This window comes from Clostridium sp. MSJ-8, assembly GCF_018918325.1.
Taxonomy (GTDB): domain Bacteria; phylum Bacillota; class Clostridia; order Clostridiales; family Clostridiaceae; genus Clostridium.
In genome coordinates, this window is the sequence record NZ_JAHLQH010000005.1 from 1 (window position 1) to 17,386 (window position 17,386).

The following is a 17,386-nucleotide window of genomic DNA, read 5'->3' on the forward strand; positions in this document are numbered from 1 at the left end:
CATAAAAATAAATATCAAAAAAAGGTAATTTCAGTTACCTAGCTTTGCTATCGGCTTTTTTAGAAAAAATTTAAAAAGTTATCCACAGATTGGGATATTTCTATTATGAAATATCCTCAACTGAAAAAATAAGTAATCCAAAATAAATGTATTCAATAACTTTTTTAAGTAAGAATTACTGAATACTTAAGATACTTGTTAATAATATAGATATATTAAAAATCACCATAACGATTAAATAATTAAAATATAATATGCGTGCTATTATATTTTAATTTATTAAGCAAAAGTGACATAATATTGCCACTAAAGGAATATATAATAAAGTTAATAAATAATTAAGGCCATTTATTAAAAGATTAGTATATAATAATTTATAGAAGGTTTTTGTAAAAATACCTTTTATTTAGAAATGGGGAGTTTGTTATGAAAAAAGAATTAGAGAGTTTATGCAAATTAACAGTTAGAAATTATAGACAAGCTAGAGAAGAATTTAGATTTGATGGAGATTATATTAATCATTATGCTGCAATTGTTTATGCTAATGCAGGAATGGATTTACCAGTTGATAGAATAAAGAAAATAAGAACTTACATAAAGAATAATACACCTAGAATGTCAGCTTTTAGAGGTGATATATTATATTTATTATCATTTTTAATTGGGTTAGAGAGTAATAGTAGGATTTTCTGTGAAGTACTTTTAGAAACTTATGACGAATTATTAGATGAAGGGTTTAAAGAAAGTCAATATCTAGTATTAGCTGCTTATGCATATGTTAAACATGGAGAATCTACAGAAAATGAAGAAAGTATGCATAGAATGAAAGAAATATATTCTTATATGAAGTTAAAGTATGGCGATATAATAAATGAAGATGATTATTTAGAATGTGCATTGTTATCAATAAATGGAATTGATACAAAGATTGTTAATAATTGTATGGATAATATATTTAATTCCCTTATGAATATAGAACATTTTTCTAAGAATAGTCTTCAAGGGTTAACTCTTTCAGTTATACTTAACAATAATGAATCATCATTAATAAGAATAGAACAATTATTACTTGAGATGAAAGAAAAAAATATTAGTATAAGTCATCAATTTTTACCTATTCTAGCAGTATCTGCAGGTAGTTTTGTTCCTCAAGAATATAGTGGACAAGTAAAGGCTATTATCGAGAAATTATGTGATGAAGAGTATGAATATGAATATTACATGGATAGCAGCTTTAGAGCTTTTATTGCGATAGCTATGCTAGAATATTATAACAATGAAGGACAAGAAAAATATTTAAATGAACTTCTAACAATAGGTGTATATTCATTTATAAATAGTAAGAATCAAGGATTGATGGAAGAAGTATTAGCGTAGTTTATTATGGATAGAATAATTATACATGTAGATATGGATGCATTTTTTGCATCAGTTGAAGTTATGGATAATCCTTCATTAAAAGGTAAACCGGTTATAGTATGTGGACAAGGAGAAAGAGGAGTTGTTTCCACTTGCTCATATGAAGCTAGAAGATATGGAATACATTCAGCTATGCCAGTTTTTATAGCGGTAAAGAAATGTCCCATGGGAGAATTTATACCTGTTAGAATGAATAGATATAAAGATATTTCTAACAAAATATTTGATATTTTTAAGGAATATACAGAGATAATAGAGCCTCTATCTATAGATGAGGCTTTTTTAGATTTAACTAATACAGAATATAATGATGGAATTGAGGTCGCTAAACTTATTAAAGATAGGGTTAAGAGAGAAATTGGATTGACTTTGTCTGTAGGAGTTTCGTATAATAAATTTTTGGCAAAACTTGCATCGGATTGGAATAAACCAAATGGAATTAAGGTTATTACTAAAGATATGATTCCTGATATCTTATTACCTCTAAATATAAATAAAGTGTTTGGAATAGGCAAAAAAACAGTTTCAAAGCTTAATAATATTGGAATATTTACTATAAAGGATTTGTATGAAATGCCCCAAGAATTTTATATGGAATATATGGGCAAATTAGGTGTGGATATTTATAAAAGGATAAGAGGAATTGATGATAGAGAAGTGATTGTATCTAGAGAAAGAAAGTCTATAGGAAAAGAAACTACTTTTAAGAGTGATATTATAGATAAAAGTGAATTATTACAGTATTTATTGAAGTTTTCCCGGGAAATAAATAGTATTTTAGAAAAAAGAGATATGGAAGGAAAAACAATAACATTAAAATACAAAACATCGTCATTTAAAAACCATACAAGAAGTAAAACATTTAATCATTATATAAGATCAACAGAAGAAATATATAATATATCTAAAGAATTACTTGATAATGAAAAATTACAAGAACCACTTAGATTAATAGGAATTAGCATATCATCCTTTAGAGAAACAGAAAATAGACAGATAACTTTTTTCTGAAAAATATTCCCTTTATAAGATATTTAGAATATTAATATAATAAGAAAAAATATAAAAGGAGGGAACTACTAGGGGAAGTCTGTAAAAACAGCTTTTTCAAAGTGGGTATTTAATGAAAAGAGAATTAACTCTATCAGAAGTTCTATTTAACTTCTCATGTAAGGAAGGGGAGGATAAAGGAGAACTTAAGAATATTCCCCCAATAAATTCATTCTATAAAAAAATTGAAAAAGCTATTTCAATAACGGATAAAAGTTATAATTTATTTATAATAGATAAATTTTCAGAGCAAAGGTTGCAAGAAATGATAGAATGTATAGAAAAAACATTATCTAATACTAAACCTCCGTCAGATATATGTTATGTTATAGATAAAGATAAAAATAAACCTAAAGCTATTTATGTAGAAAATGGGCATGGAAAAAAGTTGAAGTCATCAATAAAAAATATAAAAGATAAATATTATGATGTATGTGTAGAATTTTATAATGCGTCATCAGATGAAGAAAAAGATAAGCTTATAGAAGAAGTTAGTATAAAACGTAGTAAATATATGGATGAACTTATAGACATGGCTAGTGAAGAAAGTTTTGAAATAAAAACAACTAAGTCTGGATTTGCATTTGTTCCGTTAAGAGATGGAGAAATTATGACAGAAGATGAATATGACAAGTTAAGTGATTCTGAGAAAGATTTAATTATTATAAAGGCATCTGAATTAAAGGATAAAGCAGAGATAATATTAGACAAAATAAAGAAGATGGAATTAATAGCATTAGAAAGTTTAAAAAAGATATATAAAAGATATATAGAAAGCATTATGGAAGAGGAAAAACAAGATTTATTGTTAGAATTTATAGAAGATGAAAATGCATATAATTTCTTAGAAAGATTATTTGATATAATAGAAGCTAAGCTTATAGAAGAATATACTCTTAATCTTGAAGATGATGAGAAGAATATAGAAAAAATATTAAAAAGTATAGATATAAATGTATTAGTTGATAATTCTAATAAAGTACATTTTCCAATAATTTATGAAGAAGATCCTACTCCATCAAATCTATTTGGAAATGTGGAATATGAGAATAAGAATGGAATTTATTACACTGATTTATCGTTGATATCAGCAGGATCTATATTAAAAGCAAATGAAGGAGTACTTATAATAAGAATTAATCAACTATTAAATAATCCTATTAGTTATAATATGTTAAAGAAATCTTTGATGAGCAAAAAAGTAAATATAGATGGAAATAAATCTATATTAGAACTAATAACAACTAATAGTTTTAAAGGTGAGTCAATACCTATAAATGTAAAGGTTATCTTAATTGGAAGCTATGAAATATACAATTTGTTGATAAATGGTGATGAAGATTTTAAGCAGTTATTTAATGAAGTACTTCAATTTCCAGAATATATTGAGGTAAAAAATAATGAAAATGTAATAAAAGATTATATAATAGCTAGATTTAAAAAATATGGAATACATGATATATCTAATATGGTTATATTAGAAATAATGAGATATTTGTGCAGAGCAGAGGATAACAAATATAGAATGAATATTGACATGGATATTTTAGATGATTTAATTATAAAAATAAAAAATAATATAGAGAATGAAACATTATCAGATATATTTTATCCAAAAAGCTATATTCAAAAAGAAATAATATCAATGTATCAAGAAAGAAAAATGGTATTGTCTCTAGTAGGGAAAAAAATAGGAACAATAAATGGATTAGCTGTTATTAGCACTAATTCGGCAAATTTTGGAAAACCAATAAGGATTAATTGTGTATGTGGTGTTGGAAATGGGAATATAATAGATGTTCAAAAAGAAAGCAGTTTATCAGGAAATATTCACATAAAATCAATTAATATAATAAAAGGCTTATTAAGTAATGAAATATGGCCATACAAAAAATTGCCAGTAGATTTTTATGTTAGTTTTGAACAAGTATATGGAACAATAGATGGAGATAGTGCAACTGTTGCTGAATACTTAGCAATATTATCTTCTATAAGTAAAATTCCTATAAAGCAAAACATTGCTGTAACAGGATCTCTTAATTTAATGGGAGAAGTTCAACCTATAGGTGGAGTAAAAGAAAAGATAGAAGGCTTTTATGATGTGTGCATGGCTTGTGGTGTTAATAGTGGGATAAATGTATTAATACCAGAAACAAATATAAATGAATTAATTTTATTGCCTGAAGTAGAGGAATGTGTTAAAACAAAGAGGCTTCATATATTTTCTATGAAAAATATTAAAGAAGCTATTGAAATAACCATGGGTGTTAGTTATGAAGAAGTTTTGGGAAAAATAAGAAACAATTTAAAGAAATACTTGTAATATAGAAATTATATTTTTATAAATATCATAATTTCATTAAGAATTTCTGATATAAAAAATTCTTGACAATGAGTTTCTTACATGTTATAAATAGGTAGCAATAAAATAGATTATGATGCTTTTCTGCCGCCGGGTAGGAAAGTTAAGCGTCAGAGTTTCTATCGTTAGGTCTGAGAAGATAGAAACCTCTGGCGCTTTATTTTTTGCTTTAAAGATGATAAGAAAGGAGATTAAAAGTGAATATGAGTAATCCAATTACAAGTTTAACGAAAAAAGAATGCAGGGTATGGATTGGTTCGTTGTGCATAATTATTATATCAAACCTTTTATCCGGAAATTTTGATTTACTGACATTAGTTGCTGCATCCATAGGGGTTACCTCTTTGATATTTGCAGCAAAAGGTAATGTGTGGTCTCAGATCTTAATGATAATATTCAGTATTCTGTATAGCATTATCTCATGGCAATTTCGTTATTGGGGAGAAATGATGACATATCTTGGAATGACTATGCCGATGGCGATATGGTCAACAATAACATGGATAAGGAACCCTTCAGCGAGTGGAAAAGAGGTTGAGATTCAGAAATTAACCCCCAAACATGTTTTTCTGCTGATAATTAGCGGCACTGCCGTTACAGCTTTATTTTTTGCGATATTAGATGCATTAAACACACCGAATATAACATTTAGTACAATATCCGTGACAACCAGCTTTTTCGCTGCCTCACTGACCATGTTGAGATCATCTTATTATGCATTAGGATATGCATCAAATGATATTGTGCTGATTGTTCTTTGGATTTTGGCATCCATTCGCGATCCGCGTTATTTATCGGTAACTATTATCTTTATTATTTTCTTTTTTTATGATATATATGGTTTTATCAGTTGGAAGAAAAGAGAATCAAGTTGTGGATGATACACAAATTATATTATTGAGATTGGAGAGTAGAAGTATGTTTAGAACAATTCGGAAAAAGAAAAATGAACTTGATATAATGCTTAAATTTTTGTTATATAGATAAGGCATTGACTTAATATAATTAAATTGTTAAAATATGGTAAAGAGATAATTGTTGGAGGTTTATATGTACTTAAGATTTCAGAAAAAGTTAGATACCTTAGTGGTAGACTTGGTAGGTGAATTAGATCATCATTATGCTGATTTAGTAAGAACTAAAATAGATGATAGAATAGATAGAGATAATATAAAGAATGTAATACTAAATTTCGGAGAAGTTACATTCATGGATAGTTCTGGGATAGGGGCCATTGTAGGAAGATATAAAAAAATAAAGAAGAAGCAAGGAAGTTTTTGTATAACTGATGCTAGAAATAATGTGAGCAAGGTACTAGAATTATCAGGTTTATTAAAGGTAATAGATTATTATGATAATGTAGATGAAGCTTTAGAAGTGTTAAAAATGGAGGGGAATTATAGGAATGCATGATAATAAGATTGTATTAGAAATAGAAAGTAGATCTCAGAATGAAAGCTATGCAAGAGTAGCAGTAGCAGCATTTGTTGCACAATTAGACCCTACTGTAGAAGAATTATCAGATATAAAAACAGCTGTTTCAGAAGCAGTTACAAATAGTATAATCCATGGGTATGATGGAAAGGAAGATTGCATAATTAGAATTGAAGTATGTCTATATGGAAATGAAGCTAAGATAGTAATAATTGATTATGGCAAAGGTATAAAAGATATACAACAAGCAATGGAACCATTGTATACATCAAGACCAGATCTTGAAAGGTCTGGTATGGGTTTTACTGTTATGGAGAGTTTTATGGATAATATAGAAGTGGATAGTACAGAAGGAAAAGGTACTAAAATAGTATTATACAAAAAGTTTAATTCAGTAAATTAGGTGATACTATGGATAAAAGAAATAATAGGGTAGAAGATTACAAATATGAGGAAAATTCAAAATTACTAGAGAAGATAAAAAATGGAAATCAAGAAGCTTTAGATGAATTAATTGAAAAAAATCTACCTTTAGTTTCTTCTATAAGTAAAAAATTTATAATGAGAGGTTATGATTATGAAGATATATTTCAGATAGGATGTATTGGCTTAGTAAAAGCGGTTAATAATTTCAATCCTTCTTTTAATGTAAAATTTTCTACTTATGCTGTTCCAATGATACTTGGAGAAATAAGAAGATATATAAGAGATGATGGAATAATGAAAGTTAGCAGGACGGTAAAGAGTCAAGCTATAAAGATTCATTATGCAAGAGAAGAATTAAGTAAAAAATTAAATAGAGCTCCTACTGTTGAAGAATTATCTGCATATACAGGAATAGAGAAGGAAGAGCTTATATTTGCTATGGAATCTAATAGTAATCTTCAATATTTATATGATACTATTCATCAAGAAGACGGTATTCCTGTTTTGTTAATTGATAAATTAAGCGAAGAAGGAGAAGAAGATGGAAATATTACAGATAAGATAGCATTAAAAGAAGCATTAAGTACATTAGATGAAAGAGGAAAAAAAATAATTATTTTGAGATATTTTAAAGATAAAACACAAACAGAAGTAGCTAAAATGCTAGGAATAAGTCAAGTTCAAGTTTCTAGAATTGAAAAGAGAGTTCTTAATATTATGCGAGATAAATTGCAAGAATAAAAGGTTATATCTATTTTTAGGTATAACCTTTTATTCTTTGGGGAAAATATAAATATAAAAAAAGAAAGGGTGTTTTATATGAATAAAGAGAATATAGCTAAACAGAAGTTTCAGAGTATTTCAGATAATGTGAAACCAAAGACACCTATATTTTTAGACTCTATTAAGGCTTTTTTAGTAGGTGGTTTTATATGTAGTATAGGTCAATTGGTTAATAATTATGTTCAGAGTTTTGACTTTACTAAGGAACAAGTGGGGGCTATAACGTCTATAGTTATGATTTTCTTAGGAGCACTTTTAACAGGAATAGGTATATATGATAGAATAGCTGAATTTGCTGGAGCAGGTACTGTTGTACCTATAACTGGATTCTCTAATTCTATTGTTTCTCCAGCTATGGAATTTAAAAAAGAAGGATATGTTTTTGGAGTTGCATCTAAGATGTTTATTATAGCTGGTCCTGTATTAGTATATGGAATAGGTTCATCAGTATTAATAGGTATTATATATTATTTTATAAAATAGTGAGGTATTAATTATGAGCAATAAAAGATTAGGAGAATCAACAGTTGAATTAAGAAGTCATCCTAAGATAATTATGACTTATTCAATAGTAGGACCTAAAGAAGGTGAAGGACCATTAGCACAATATTTTGATGATATTATTGAAGATGATACTTTTGGACAGAAGTCATTTGAAAAAGCTGAATCAAAACTTCTATATACAGCAATTTTACGAAGTATATTAAATGCCAATTTAGCAGAAGAAGATATAGATTATTTATGTTCAGGGGATTTACTTAATCAAATTACATCATCAGGATATGCGGCTAGAGATCTTAACATACCTTTTTTTGGATTATATGGAGCATGTTCAACTATGGCAGAATCCTTGAGTATAGCGTCTTTAATTATGGACGGAGGGTTTGCAGATTATGTTGTAGCTGCAACATCATCTCATTTTAGTGCGGCTGAAAGGCAATTTAGATTTCCTTTAGAATATGGTTCACAGCGACATGCTACAGCACAATGGACAGTAACAGGAGCAGGAGCAATGGTTCTAGGAAACAAAGGAAATTATCCTTATATAAGATATGTAACAACTGGTAAAGTTAAAGATTATGGAATTACGGACCCAAACAATATGGGGGCTGCTATGGCGCCTGCTGCTGCTAATACAATATATACACATTTAAAAGATACCAATCAATCGCCAGAAGATTACGATTATATAATAACTGGAGATTTGGGTAAGATTGGCAAAGAGATAACAGATAAATTGTTGTTAGAATATGGATATGACATTACTAGTAATCATAAAGATTGTGGTGAAATGATATTTGATGAAACACAAGATGCAAAGGCTGGAGGAAGTGGTTGTGGATGTTCTGCAGTTGTAACTTCCGGATATTTTTATAAGAAGTTACTTAATAGAGATGTAAAGAGAATATTGTTAGTATCAACAGGTGCACTTATGAGTCCTACATCTAATTATCAAGGAGAAAGCATACCAGGAATTGCCCATGCTGTAGCAATAGAGGTTGAATAGGAGGTTTTTATTGTGATTATAGAATTATTAAAAGCATTTTTAATTGGGGGACTTATATGCGTTATAGCACAGGTGCTAATGGATACTACAATACTTACACCAGCTAGAATTTTAGTTATTTTTGTTGTATTAGGAGCTATACTTGGAGCTTTTGGTATATACGATAAATTAATTGATTTTGCAGGTGCAGGTGCAACAGTTCCTTTGCCTGGTTTTGGAAACACATTAGCAAAGTCAGTGATTAAGGAAGTTGATGAAATAGGGTTATTAGGAGCATTTACAGGAGGAGTAACAGGAGCAGCAGCAGGTATAACAGCAGCTATTTTCTTTGGATATTTAATGGCTGTAATTTTTAATCCTAAAACAAAAAAGTAGTATGATAACAAATGATTAATTTAAGTGCATATATGTAGTTAGTTATAGATATTTGTATTATAATAGTATTGTTGGTAAAAGGATGCGAAGGGGTTGGAGAAATTTTGAATAAATTTTATGGTATGTTTTGGAAGGATGTAGTAAGCATGCTTCATAGTGATGCTTATAATGGCTTAAGTGAAGATAAATGTGAGACAGTTAGAAAAGAATTTGGTTCTAATAAGATAAAATTAAAAACTAGTAATAATAACTTTGTTTCAACATGTAAGGCTTTTTTCCAAGGATATATTTTTATTTTAATTATTATTTTTAGTTTTTGTTTATTCAATAATGAGTATATATTGATGTCTATAACAGGAATATTTATTATTATAAACATAGTTATGAATATTATGATAACTATAAAAAATAACAATAATATTTCTTACATACAAAGAGTTAATGATGCTACAGTAACAGTTATTAGAGATAATAGAGAAAAAATTATAAGAGCTCAAGATTTGGTTTTAGGAGATATAGTTTCATTTAAAAAAGGATCATTGATAGGAGCAGATTTGCGAATAATAGAAGCAAAAGATTTAAAAGTTGATGAAAAAAACATAACTGGAGAAAGATTTTTAAAAGAAAAATTTGAGAATAAGTTAGATGGCAATATAGATAACATAAAAGACATGAAAAATATTTTGTTTAAAGGTTCTATAATAGTTGAAGGAGAAGGAACTGGAGTTGTAATAGAGGTTGGTAAATCTACAGAATTCGGAAAACTAATGTCTTTAATTGAATATGCTAATAATAAACATACACTAATGAATAAAATAAACAAAAAAATTAGTATGTATTCATTTATTTTGACTATAGGAGCTATAGTGTTATCATACATATTAAACCATAATTTAAGTAGCGTATTATTATCTGCTACTGTAGTTAATTCATTACCTATAGCAATAATAATTATGTTAGAAATTAAAATTATTAAAGCAGATGCTATGAAGCAATATGGTATAGAATTAATTAATATGTCTACTCTAGACTTGATTCAAGATATAGATGTATTGTTTATAGATAAAATTGGAGCTATAACAAAAGATGAAATGAAACTTAAATCTATATACACAAATGATGAAATTATGTCTATGGAAAATGTATCCTATACAGAGGATAAAAATATAGAAAGAGCTGTGGATATTTTATTATTATGTAATGATTCTGTATATAATATTACAGAGGATTCAGGAACAGGTAATTCAACAGAAATAGCATATTTAAGGTATGCAGCTAATAACAAAATATATAAATCAATATTAGATTCAAAATATAAAAGAGTTTTAGAAGTACCTATGGATTCTGATAAACGTGTATTAACAACTATCAATAAATTTAATAGAGGATATAGGGCTAATGTAAGAGGAAATTTAGATAATTTAATTGATAGGTGTACACATATATTAATTGATGGTGCAGAGAGACCTTTAACAGATGAGGATAGAGAGAAGATAAAGGCTGTAGATTATAATTATTCAGTTGATGGTTTATTGACTCAAGGAGTTGCTTATAGAAATTTTTCATATATGCCGTCTTTGTCCGAAAATATAGAAAGTAATTTAGTATTTACTGCTATAGTTGCACTTGAAAATTTATTCAAAGAAGATATTAATGCTTCAATAGAAGAAGTAAAGAATAGAGGAATTACACCAATAGTTTTTACTGAAGATAACAAGATAGCGGCAACTTATGTTGGAAAAAGATGCAATCTTATATCAGATGTAGGAGGAGTTATATCTGGAATTGAGTTAGAATCGTCAACTAAAGAAGAACTTAAAAAGTTATTATCAAAAGTTAGATTGTTTTCAAGAGTTACTCCTGAGATAAAGGGGAGAATAATAGCTATGTTTACTAAAGATAATTATAATATAGCATCTACAGGAGAAACTTTAGGGGATTTAGCATCACTTAGTGTATCAAAGGTAGGGATAGCAAAAGGTGAAGTTCCAGAGGTAGTTAGAAGAGTTTCTGATGTATATGTAAAAGAAGATTATATACAGAAGTTTTTGAACATAATAGATATATCTAAGAAATTTTCAAGAGGTGTAAAAAATACAGTAACATTAATTATAAGTATGTTAATAAGCGAAATTATGATTATTAATATTGCTAGATTAATCAATATAAAAGATAATTTTAATTACATAACTATATTTAATATAGCAATGATGATTTTATTGTCTACTATAACAATGGATGATGAAAAAAAAGATCAAGTTATTAACATATATAAGCAAATAATAAGGTGTATATTGTGGATAAGTTTTCCATTAATTACTGTTTATAAGACAAAGAGCAGTGTATCACCAATTTTATATGCTATGTTTGGAATGATGATAATAGGACAAGTTATAATAGATTCTAGAATATCATTAAAAAAGCTACAGAGAAAACAGATTTTGTTATTAATTAGTTTGTTTGTATTGATTTCCCTTGTAGTTGTAATAGCATTATTTATTGGAGTACATTTAACTAAATGGATATTAATTAGAGGATTAATTCTTTTGGTGTTATATTTTATAATAGAATTATTTTTTAGAAAGTGGGCATAATTAATAGACGAGGTGAGTCTATTATGATAGAAGATATTAATGATGTACATTATCATATTGTATACATATCATTGGGTGTGGTTATAGCATCTATGTGTTATGGATTATGGTATATGAATAAAGGACTTGCAATAATTGTTGCAAGTCTATTTTTTTCTATTTTATTTATAAAAACTAATAAAACATTTATGTTTATTATTATCATAGTATCTCTTATTCAAATTTGTAATTGTTTTCGATATTACTCAATAGAAACAGGCAGGGTATATGGAGAAGTGAAGATAATAAAAGTAAATGATAATTATTCTGTGGCAAAGTATATGGGTAAAAAAGTATATATAGCTTGTAGAGAAAAACTTGAAGTGGGGGAAGTTATAAAGATTAATGGAGAATTCACTAAATGTAATGATATAGAGAGTGGGATTGTAGGAACAATAGAAGTAGAAGGAAGAATATTAGGCAATAGACAAACTATAAACTCAAGGTTATTCAAATTTAGAGAAAATATATATAATAAATTAAAAGAGAATTTAGGTGGGAGAAAAGCAGCTCTTATATGTTCATTATCTTATGGTTATACAGATTATTTAGACGAAGTTGATAAAGAGAACTTCAACAATATGGGGATAATTCATGCAATAAGTGTATCAGGAATGCATGTTGCTATAATATATTCTATACTTAAAAATCTTATAAAAAGACCTCTTATAGTTCCTATTATTATCTTATATGTGCTTTTTACATCAGCACCAGTATCAGCTGTAAGAGCATTAATAATGATAATAATAAAGATAGGTGGAGAGATTTTTTATAGAAATTATTCAGCAATAGCAGCTATAGCAATAAGTGCGATGTTAACGTTAATATATGGTCCATATTTATTTTTTAATTTAGGATTTCAATTATCATATTTATCAACTTTAGGAATAATTATTTTTAATAAACAGGTATGTGATAGATTATATATGCTTCCAGATATTATAAGAAGTACGGTAGCAATAAGTATTTCGGCTATGATATTTACAATTCCTATAATTATTAGAGAATTTAACGAAGTGTCATCAGTTAGTGTATTAGCTAATGTGATTATAGTTCCTATATTAAATATAATAATATTTTTGGGGAATGTTTTTATTATTATATATAAAAGCCAATTTTTATTTGATTTGTTATCCTACATATTGTTGAAGATAATTGTTATTTTAGATAATGTTATGGATATAATCTATAATATTAGTTGCAATACTATTATATTAAATAAGGAATATGTATTTTTATATGGAGCAATAATTGTTACTGTATGCTTTATTAAGAGTGGGTATAAGAAAGCAGAAGTATTGCCTATAATAGCAAGCATATTAATGATAATAAATATATATAGTCCATTCCTAAAAATTGAATATTTAAGACAAGGTGGGGTAGCATTATCTTATAGAGGGGAAAGTATTATTTTATTACAAGATTCAAGTCCTGATATACAGAATTTAAAGAAAATTTATGGAACAGATAATGTTATAATAAATGATCGTAATTATATAACTATAGCAGAAGCTATATTAGAGCAAGAAGAAAAATTTTATACTCTTAAAATAAATAATAAGTCTATATATTTAGATGTAAATAGATATAAAAATAAAGAATCTAAAGGGATAAATTTTAGAAATGATTATATAGACGTATTGTATGTAATAGATAACAATATATATAGCTATTGAATATTAGAATTGTGCTATAATGAGATTAAAAAAGAGTAGCTTTTATGTTATTATTGAGTATATGTGTATATTGAAAGGACGATAAGATGATAACTTATGATATTTTTGAAAAAAATATAAAGGAAAATAAGATAGGAAATTCATATATATTCTGTGGACAAGATGAGGAATTAATGAAATCAGCTATAAGAAGAATAAGTAAAAAATTTATAGCTGATGAATCTAACGATTTAAATTATATAAGATTAGATGGTAATAATATTACTATGGATGAGATATTGAATGCATGTGAAACTATGCCCTTTTTTGGAGATAAGAAGATAGTTGTTATATATAGAGCATATTTTCTTAAAGACAAATGTGATTCAGAGAGAGAAAAACTATATAAAGAATTTAAGAATTATATAGAAAATGTTCCTGAGTACACTATAGTTATAGCTTATTTATTATTTTCAGATAAAAGAGAAACTCCTAAGAAAAATAAAAAGATAATGGCATTAGATAAGATATCTAATGTTATTTATTGTGATAAACTAAAAAGAGAGCAATTTATAAGAAGAGTAGGAACTATATTTGAGGAAAAAGGAAAAAATATAGGAAATATGGAACTTAGATTTTTCTGTGATAGAGTTCAAAATAATTTTGAAATTATTAATCATGAAATAGATAAGCTTATTGCATATACATATGGTAGAGAGATAAGAAAAGAAGATATTATGTTATTAGTAGGTTCTAGAAGTGAGGATGACGTATTTGATCTAGTTGATTTAGCATCTCAAGGTAAGATTAATAAGGCTATGAATGTTATGGATGATATATTATTTAAGTCAGATCAACATATGCTTATAGTTATATCTATAGAGAAAAAATTCAAACAATTATATGAGGCTAAAACTAGTATCAATGCAGGTAAAAGAACTGAACAAATTGCTAAAGAATTAAAAGTACCTATGTTTGTATGTGAAAAAATAATTAATTTAAGTAGAAAATATTCATTTAAAAGATTGGGAATGATAATACAAAAATGTATAGATACTGAGCTTAGATTAAAATCTAGTACTGTAGATAAGAATATGGAACTAGAATTACTTCTTATTAACATAGCAACAATAAAGTAAATATAAAGTAAAGAACCGACCTAGATAACTAGGTCGGTATCGAAACTAAGCCATAGCGTTTAACTTAGCAGCTAATCTTGATTTCTTTCTTGCAGCCATGTTCTTATGTACTACTCCTTTTTGAGCAGCCATGTCTAAAGCTTTAGTAACGCTAACGAATGAAGCTTTAGCTTCTTCAGCGTTGTTAGCAACAACTGCAGCTTCGAATTTCTTAATAGCAGTCTTTAATGCAGACTTAATCATTCTATTTTGAGCTGTTTTAGTCTTAGTAACTAATATTCTTTTCTTTGCTGATTTAATATTTGCCATTCTTAATTCACCCCCTCTAAAATTTTATAGGGTTTATGCTTGATCTACGTACAAGCATAATTCGTCATATTCAACACTCCCTATTATAGCATTGAAATATTACATATTCAAGTATTAAATTATTTAAATTAGGAAAAATAAAAAAGAGAAAGAAAATAGGTAGGTGAATATATAGTATGGAAAATGTTAGAACAGATTTAGCATGTGAATCACATAACTTATATGTTGAAGAAAATAATTCAGAACCAGATGGTATAGAAGTTGAAGAAACAATACAAGATGGAACGAAGATAACTATAGTAAAAGTAATGGATAAGAATGGAGAAAAATTATTAGGTAAACCTATAGGAACATATATAACTCTAGAAGTACCGGAATATACTGCATATGATGGAGAGCTCATGAATGATGTGGCCAGTGCTTTAGGTAAAACACTAAAAAAATTAACCCAAATAGATTCTAATAAAAGTGTTCTTGTTGTGGGATTAGGAAATGTTAAAGTTACTCCAGATGCTTTAGGACCTAAAGTAATAGAAAAAATTATGGTAACTAGGCATTTAAGAGATGTTATGCCAGATATTATAACAGATGATGTAGTTTCAGTAGGTGCTATGTCTCCAGGAGTTTTAGGTATAACAGGTATTGAAACAAGTGAGATAGTATCTGCAGTTGTAGATAAGATAAAACCAGATTTAGTTATTTGTATAGATGCACTTGCATCTAGAAAGACTGATAGAGTTAATAGAACTATACAGATTTGCAACAGTGGAATAGCACCGGGGGCTGGCGTAGGAAACAATAGAAGGAAACTTAACAAAGAAACATTAGGTGTAGAGGTAATATCAATTGGTGTGCCTACAGTAGTGCATGCATCAACTATTGCAAGTGATGCAATAGATCTTGTTATAGATGATATGATAAGTAAATCCACAAAAGGAAAGGAATTCTATAAGATGTTAAAACAAATAGATAAGCAAGAGAAAGGTATTCTTATACAGGAGTTATTAGAACCGTATATGACGGAATTAGTTGTAACTCCCAAGGATATAGATGTTATGATAGATTCTATGTCTAAGATTATTGCAGATGGTATTAACATAGCAATTCAGCCTAATATGACTATGGAAGAAATAAATAAATTTTTAAATTAAGCTTTTATTATAATAATTATGTTACATCTAATCATATACTAATAATATCATTTATGGTGAGGTGTAATATGTATGAAAAAATAGTCTTAAAATATCCAAAGAAAAATACAATAAATTTTTCAATAATAATTTTTCTGATAATCATATGTATATTTTTTTATAGAATAATTATTGTATTAGGTGGAACAAGAGAAAGAGGTGGTTTTTCTTATGTTCAGTTGTTGAATTATACTATGCCATTAATTGAAGAAACTATTTATAATGAAGAAGATTATGCTGAGAATAGAGCATCTATAAAGAATATATGTTTAGAAGCTATAGGATTTTATAATATTAATAGTTTCAGTATTGTAGGTGGCGAAGTAAGCTATTTTGATGATATTATAGGTAATGTTACTTATGTAGCTGATAATAATCAATATAGTTCATTTGTTATAGATGATAATACTGTATCGTTTATTGAAGCAGAAGATGTTATGAAATCTGATTTAGTTAAACCTTTAGATAATAGTAAGCCTGAAATTTTAATATATCATACTCATACTTCAGAAGGATTTAATGGTGTAGTTAATTCTACTGACAATTCTACTAATATAGTAGGTGCAGGAGAAGAACTTAAAAAGAATTTAGAAAAGTATGGTTTCTCGGTTATTCATGATACTACAGATCATAGTATACAATATAATGGATGTTATAATAGATCTAGAGAAACAGTTCAGAAATATATAGATACTTATGGAGAATTTAAATTAATAATTGATTTTCATAGAGATTCTATAGATAATAAAGATGCAGTAACAATAAATATCAACAATGAAGATGCTGCAAGATTTATGTTTGTAACAACTAAGAATAGTTCATTATATTCTCAGAATTATGAGTTAGCAACTAAATTTACTGATATAGCTAATAATATTTTCCCTAATATATCTAGAGGAATATTTCAATATAATTCTGGAATATTAGCATTTAATCAAGATTTAAATGCTAATTCAGTTCTTATAGAATGTGGTAGTTATGTTAATACCTATGAAGAGGTTCAGAATACAACTAAATATATAGCTAGGGTTATAGCAGAATATTTTAATAAAAATGAATAAAAAAATATAAATAGGCAATGATAATATATAGTGATTTTATATT

At 27.2% G+C, this 17,386-nt stretch carries 16 protein-coding genes; 15 read left to right on the top strand and 1 reads right to left on the bottom strand.

Features of this window, described 5'->3' with window-relative positions; genetic code table 11:
• The first annotated feature begins 426 nt into the window (after positions 1 to 426).
• From KQI77_RS00130 to holA, 13 genes are all read left to right on the top strand, one after another.
• A complete protein-coding gene (locus tag KQI77_RS00130) occupies positions 427 to 1,377 on the top strand; it encodes a DUF4003 family protein (protein WP_216387315.1) in 951 nt (316 codons plus the stop codon).
• A 6-nt stretch (positions 1,378 to 1,383) separates the two neighbouring features.
• Positions 1,384 to 2,430, top strand: coding sequence for a DNA polymerase IV (locus KQI77_RS00135; protein WP_216387316.1), 1,047 nt, complete (start codon positions 1,384 to 1,386; stop codon positions 2,428 to 2,430).
• A gap of 112 nt (positions 2,431 to 2,542) precedes the next feature.
• Positions 2,543 to 4,792 carry an AAA family ATPase gene (locus KQI77_RS00140; protein WP_216387317.1) on the top strand — a complete coding sequence of 750 codons (2,250 nt, stop codon included), beginning with the start codon at positions 2,543 to 2,545 and terminating at the stop codon, positions 4,790 to 4,792.
• A gap of 242 nt (positions 4,793 to 5,034) precedes the next feature.
• On the top strand, positions 5,035 to 5,712 hold the full coding sequence (pnuC, locus tag KQI77_RS00145; RefSeq protein ID WP_216387318.1) for a nicotinamide riboside transporter PnuC: 678 nt from the start codon (positions 5,035 to 5,037) through the stop codon (positions 5,710 to 5,712).
• Positions 5,713 to 5,881: 169 nt separating this feature from the next.
• Positions 5,882 to 6,244 (top strand): anti-sigma F factor antagonist, encoded by a 363-nt coding sequence (gene spoIIAA, locus KQI77_RS00150; protein WP_216387319.1) that lies wholly within the window; start codon positions 5,882 to 5,884, stop codon positions 6,242 to 6,244.
• Complete coding sequence (spoIIAB, locus tag KQI77_RS00155) at positions 6,237 to 6,668, top strand: anti-sigma F factor (protein WP_216387320.1); 432 nt, start codon at positions 6,237 to 6,239, stop codon at positions 6,666 to 6,668. Before spoIIAA ends, spoIIAB begins: the two co-directional genes overlap by 8 nt.
• Before the next feature lie 8 nt (positions 6,669 to 6,676).
• Positions 6,677 to 7,432: an RNA polymerase sporulation sigma factor SigF gene (gene sigF, locus KQI77_RS00160; RefSeq protein ID WP_216387321.1), complete on the top strand. Its 756-nt coding sequence runs from the start codon at positions 6,677 to 6,679 to the stop codon at positions 7,430 to 7,432.
• A 78-nt stretch (positions 7,433 to 7,510) separates the two neighbouring features.
• Positions 7,511 to 7,957 (top strand): stage V sporulation protein AC, encoded by a 447-nt coding sequence (spoVAC, locus tag KQI77_RS00165; RefSeq protein WP_216387322.1) that lies wholly within the window; start codon positions 7,511 to 7,513, stop codon positions 7,955 to 7,957.
• A 13-nt stretch (positions 7,958 to 7,970) separates the two neighbouring features.
• On the top strand, positions 7,971 to 8,981 hold the full coding sequence (spoVAD, locus tag KQI77_RS00170) for a stage V sporulation protein AD (RefSeq protein ID WP_216387323.1): 1,011 nt from the start codon (positions 7,971 to 7,973) through the stop codon (positions 8,979 to 8,981).
• A gap of 18 nt (positions 8,982 to 8,999) precedes the next feature.
• A complete protein-coding gene (gene spoVAE / locus KQI77_RS00175) occupies positions 9,000 to 9,356 on the top strand; it encodes a stage V sporulation protein AE (RefSeq protein ID WP_216387380.1) in 357 nt (118 codons plus the stop codon).
• Positions 9,357 to 9,460: 104 nt separating this feature from the next.
• A complete protein-coding gene (locus tag KQI77_RS00180; RefSeq protein ID WP_216387324.1) occupies positions 9,461 to 11,950 on the top strand; it encodes an HAD-IC family P-type ATPase in 2,490 nt (829 codons plus the stop codon).
• A gap of 23 nt (positions 11,951 to 11,973) precedes the next feature.
• A complete protein-coding gene (locus tag KQI77_RS00185; protein ID WP_216387325.1) occupies positions 11,974 to 13,665 on the top strand; it encodes a ComEC/Rec2 family competence protein in 1,692 nt (563 codons plus the stop codon).
• An 86-nt stretch (positions 13,666 to 13,751) separates the two neighbouring features.
• Positions 13,752 to 14,783, top strand: a complete 1,032-nt coding sequence (holA, locus tag KQI77_RS00190; RefSeq protein ID WP_216387326.1) for a DNA polymerase III subunit delta — start codon at positions 13,752 to 13,754, stop codon at positions 14,781 to 14,783.
• Between the two features lie 45 nt (positions 14,784 to 14,828).
• Here holA and rpsT read toward each other — a convergent pair whose 3' ends face one another.
• Complete coding sequence (rpsT, locus tag KQI77_RS00195) at positions 14,829 to 15,092, bottom strand: 30S ribosomal protein S20 (RefSeq protein WP_216387327.1); 264 nt, start codon at positions 15,090 to 15,092, stop codon at positions 14,829 to 14,831.
• Positions 15,093 to 15,268: 176 nt separating this feature from the next.
• Here rpsT and gpr point away from each other — a divergent pair, with 176 nt between their 5' ends.
• On the top strand, positions 15,269 to 16,243 hold the full coding sequence (gene gpr / locus KQI77_RS00200) for a GPR endopeptidase (protein WP_216387328.1): 975 nt from the start codon (positions 15,269 to 15,271) through the stop codon (positions 16,241 to 16,243).
• A 68-nt stretch (positions 16,244 to 16,311) separates the two neighbouring features.
• Positions 16,312 to 17,343: a stage II sporulation protein P gene (locus KQI77_RS00205; RefSeq protein ID WP_216387329.1), complete on the top strand. Its 1,032-nt coding sequence runs from the start codon at positions 16,312 to 16,314 to the stop codon at positions 17,341 to 17,343.
• Positions 17,344 to 17,386: the final 43 nt, after the last annotated feature.

Coding starts and splice junctions, on each gene's coding strand:
- KQI77_RS00130 (WP_216387315.1), top strand. CDS start 427: ATGAAAAAAGAATTAGAGAGTTTATGCAAATTAACAGTTAGAAATTAT.
- KQI77_RS00135 (WP_216387316.1), top strand. CDS start 1,384: ATGGATAGAATAATTATACATGTAGATATGGATGCATTTTTTGCATCA.
- KQI77_RS00140 (WP_216387317.1), top strand. CDS start 2,543: ATGAAAAGAGAATTAACTCTATCAGAAGTTCTATTTAACTTCTCATGT.
- pnuC (WP_216387318.1), top strand. CDS start 5,035: ATGAGTAATCCAATTACAAGTTTAACGAAAAAAGAATGCAGGGTATGG.
- spoIIAA (WP_216387319.1), top strand. CDS start 5,882: ATGTACTTAAGATTTCAGAAAAAGTTAGATACCTTAGTGGTAGACTTG.
- spoIIAB (WP_216387320.1), top strand. CDS start 6,237: ATGCATGATAATAAGATTGTATTAGAAATAGAAAGTAGATCTCAGAAT.
- sigF (WP_216387321.1), top strand. CDS start 6,677: ATGGATAAAAGAAATAATAGGGTAGAAGATTACAAATATGAGGAAAAT.
- spoVAC (WP_216387322.1), top strand. CDS start 7,511: ATGAATAAAGAGAATATAGCTAAACAGAAGTTTCAGAGTATTTCAGAT.
- spoVAD (WP_216387323.1), top strand. CDS start 7,971: ATGAGCAATAAAAGATTAGGAGAATCAACAGTTGAATTAAGAAGTCAT.
- KQI77_RS00185 (WP_216387325.1), top strand. CDS start 11,974: ATGATAGAAGATATTAATGATGTACATTATCATATTGTATACATATCA.
- holA (WP_216387326.1), top strand. CDS start 13,752: ATGATAACTTATGATATTTTTGAAAAAAATATAAAGGAAAATAAGATA.
- rpsT (WP_216387327.1), bottom strand. CDS start 15,092: ATGGCAAATATTAAATCAGCAAAGAAAAGAATATTAGTTACTAAGACT.
- gpr (WP_216387328.1), top strand. CDS start 15,269: ATGGAAAATGTTAGAACAGATTTAGCATGTGAATCACATAACTTATAT.
- KQI77_RS00205 (WP_216387329.1), top strand. CDS start 16,312: ATGTATGAAAAAATAGTCTTAAAATATCCAAAGAAAAATACAATAAAT.